General features: G+C 62.5%; 3 protein-coding genes. All 3 read left to right on the forward strand.

Features of this window, described 5'->3' with window-relative positions; all coding sequences use genetic code 11:
• On the forward strand, window positions 1-1713 hold a 1713-nt coding region (locus tag ADADOO_RS04690), incomplete at its 5' end, for a TonB-dependent receptor (protein WP_511275437.1).
• A 15-nt stretch (window positions 1714-1728) separates the two neighbouring features.
• Window positions 1729-2931: an exo-alpha-sialidase gene (locus tag ADADOO_RS04695; RefSeq protein ID WP_511275439.1), complete on the forward strand. Its 1203-nt coding sequence runs from the start codon at window positions 1729-1731 to the stop codon at window positions 2929-2931.
• Window positions 2928-3392, forward strand: a complete 465-nt coding sequence (locus tag ADADOO_RS04700) for a thioredoxin domain-containing protein (protein ID WP_511275441.1) — start codon at window positions 2928-2930, stop codon at window positions 3390-3392. The genes ADADOO_RS04695 and ADADOO_RS04700 overlap by 4 nt, the downstream gene beginning before the upstream one ends.
• The last annotated feature ends 104 nt before the right edge of the window (window positions 3393-3496 follow it).

Raw genomic sequence — 3496 nt, forward strand, 5'->3', positions numbered from 1 at the left:
TCAGGGGCGGCGGCGGCGGCCGGGCAATATACGACCGTCACCGGCGCCGTGTATGACCTGAATACGGCCAACGCGCAGCGGGTGATTGTCGCCGGCACCAGCCTCGACCATACCGTCAAGGACGATGTCACCGTCAAGGTCGCCTACGATTTCTCGCCCTCGACGCGGGCGACCTACACTTTCAATGTCTGGCAAAACACGTCGGACAAAATGATCGAGAGCTACATCAAGGACGCGGCTGGTAACCCCGTATACGCGACGACCTCAGCGGCCGGGCTCTATCGTTACGTGCGTATCGATGGCAAGGATTACACCATTGGCACGGCACCGAGCGTCAGCAATACCGAGAGCGAGTACCACATGCACGGCCTGTCGCTGAAGTCCGATAACGGCGGCGCCTGGGCGTGGGACATCGTGGCCAGCTATTTCAATCAGAGCAAGGACATCGTCCGCGCTTCTTCCGGCAACACCGGTACGACGCCCTCCACCGCCGCGACGAAGGGAACGATCACCTACGGCGACGGGACTGGCTGGTACAACGTTGATCTGCGCGGTATCTGGCGTCCGGATGGCAATATCAGCAGCGCTCATCAGGTCAGTTTCGGCTTCCATACCGACACCTATACGACCAAGTCCGACAAATACAATCTGGTTTCCGGCAGCAACTGGCAATCCAGCGATGCCGGCGCGCTGAACACCAATTCCCGTGGAGAAACGACGACCAGCGCCCTCTATGTGCAGGACGCCTGGCAGATTACGCCGCAATGGAAACTCGTCGTCGGCGGCCGCGAAGAGCATTGGGAAGCCACGGACGGCAGCAACTATTCAACGACAAGCGGCACCGTGCGCTATGCGGACAGGAGCGTCCAGGCATTTTCGCCCAAGGCTTCATTGTCCTATCTGGTCAATGACGACTGGGCGCTGCGCGGTTCGTACGGCCGGGGGACGCGTTTCCCAACGGTCAACGAACTGTTCAAGAGTGCCACCATCAACGTCGCCGGCACCAGCACGGCAGCGTCGCCTGCTCAGATCGCCAGTTTCCCGGCACCCTATAACGTGGCCTTCACCAACAACCCGAACCTCAAGCCGGAAAGTGCCGATTCGTGGGAGCTCACCGTCGAGCGCTTCCTGGCCAACGGCCTGTGGCGGACCTCGCTGTTCGGTGAAGAAAAGCGCAATGCCCTGATTTCGCAAACCGACCTGACGACGCTCCCCGGCTTCAGCATCAGCAGCGTCCAGAACGTGGACAAGGTGCGCAGCTACGGGCTGGAAACCTCGGTACAGGCCAATGACGTCCTGGTACGCGGCCTCGACGTGATGGCTAGCGTGGCTTACATTCACTCGCGGATTGTCGAGAACGCTTCCAATCCGGGGCTGGAAGGCACCGAACAGACATTGCTCCCGGCTTGGCGCGCCTCGGCGCTTGCCGTCTATCACCAGTCGGATGCGCTGTCCTACAGCCTCGGCTGGCGTTACAGTGCCCGTCAGCACGGGTCGCTCTACAACACGGCGACCCAGCAGTACAACGATCCGAATGCCGATACTTACTTGGGGCGCGGCAGCTTCAGTGTTTTCGACGCCAAGGTGGTTTATAAAATCGCCAAACAGTGGTCGGCCTCGCTGGGCGTCGACAACATCGGCAACAGCCGGAACTTCACGTACTACCCCTACGCGCAGCGAACCATTTTTGCCGGGGTCAAGTTCGATCTCTGATCCATGCGAGGTGACATGAAACGCATCAACGCTTTTCTTCGGCCCATGTTCGGGAGCCTGGCTCTCGGGCTCGGGCTGCTCGCCACGGTAGCCGTTGCGGCGGATGCCATGCCTGCCATGGCCAAGAAGGCGCGGCCGGAGCTTGGTGCATCGGCCGCCTTTGCGCCGGACGGCAGCCTGCTCGTGGCGGCCAAGCAGGGCGAGCACGTGATGATTTACCGCAGCGCCGACGAGGGCCAGACCTGGTCGGCGCCAGTTGCGGTCAACGCGCAGCCGGAGGCCATTTCCGCCGATGGTGAGAACCGCCCGAAGATCGCCTTTGCAGCCGATGGCGGCTTGCTCGTTTCGTGGACGCATCCCTTTCCCAAGCCCAACACCGGTTCGGTCCGCCTGGCCCGTGCCGATGACGGCCAGCGTTTCTCGCCGCCGCTGACCGTGCATCAGGACACGGCGATCATCACCCATCGTTTCGAGTCGATGCTGACCCTGCCCGATAACCGGGTCATCCTGGCCTGGATCGACAAGCGCGATCTCGAAGCGGCCAAGGCGAGCAAAACGCCCTACACCGGGGCGGCGATTTATGCGGCGATGTCGACCGATGGCGGGCGCAGTTTCCAACCCGAATACAAGCTGGCCGACCACTCCTGCGAGTGCTGTCGGGTGAGCAGCGCAATCGACCGCGACGGCGCGCCGCTCTTCATGTGGCGCCATGTCTTTGCCCCCAACGAGCGCGACCACGCGATGGCCCGCCTCAAGCCGGACGGCACGGTGGAGAGCGTGCAGCGCGCCACCTTTGACCGCTGGCGCGTCGATGGCTGCCCGCACCACGGCCCGTCGCTGGTCGTCGATGAACAGGGCGTCCGGCACGCCGTCTGGTTCAACCAGAAGGACGGCGAAGGGCGGGTTTTCTACGGTCGACCGGAAATTTCAGGTAAAAATGAGGTCGCCGGTCAGCGCCCGATCGGCCGCCCTGGCGCGGCGCATGCCGACATGGCAGCGGCCGGCGGCAAGCTGGCGATTGCCTGGAAGGCGTTCGATGGCGAGCGCACGCAATTGCGCGCCATGCTTTCCCGCGATGGCGGCCACAGCTTTACCGACATTGCACTCGCCAGCACCGATGGCGCCTCCGATCAGGCCCGCGTCATTCGCCGCAAGGACCAGCTATTCACCTTCTGGCGCACCGAAAAAGAAGGCTTCCGGGTGTTTCCGTTGCCATGATCCGTCGATTTTTACCGCTGTTTTTCCTGCTCGCCACCGCGCCGCTGGCCGCTGCCGATTTCACGCCGCTCGACCGCCTGACCGCCAGGAAACTGCTCAGTCCGGAAAGCCACCCGCAAGCGACCATCGTTGCCTTGTGGTCGTCCGACTGCAATTACTGCAAGCAAAACCTCAAACTGCTGTCCAGTCTGGCCAAAAGCAACAAGAAGCTGCGTCTCATCACCGTCACCGCCGAGTCGGAAAGCGCCGAGCTCTGGCCGATGCTCAAGCCCTATGCGCTAAGCGGGCCGCGCTACGCCTACGGAAACGACAATCCGGAAGCGATTGCCTATGCCATCGACCCGACATGGGGCGGTGAATTACCGCGCACTTTCCTCTTCGACGGGCGAGGTGGCAGGGTAGTTGTCGCCGGTGTCGTCTCGGCAGCCGCCGTCGAAAAGGCCACCGGTCTGCGTTTCTGAGCTCAGGTGGCGGCCAGATCGAGGCGGAAGCTGCGCGTCGCGTGCACGCCGTCGACCTTGATCGGCCGCAATACCTTCGTCCGCTCCAGCGTCTTGATAATGCG

The organism is Azonexus sp., from assembly GCF_036170495.1.
Taxonomy (GTDB): Bacteria; Pseudomonadota; Gammaproteobacteria; order Burkholderiales; family Rhodocyclaceae; genus Azonexus.

What these genes read in the sequence shown, in the direction of transcription:
- ADADOO_RS04695 (WP_511275439.1), top strand. Translation starts at nt 1,729, where the DNA reads ATGAAACGCATCAACGCTTTTCTTCGGCCCATGTTCGGGAGCCTGGCT.
- ADADOO_RS04700 (WP_511275441.1), top strand. Translation starts at nt 2,928, where the DNA reads ATGATCCGTCGATTTTTACCGCTGTTTTTCCTGCTCGCCACCGCGCCG.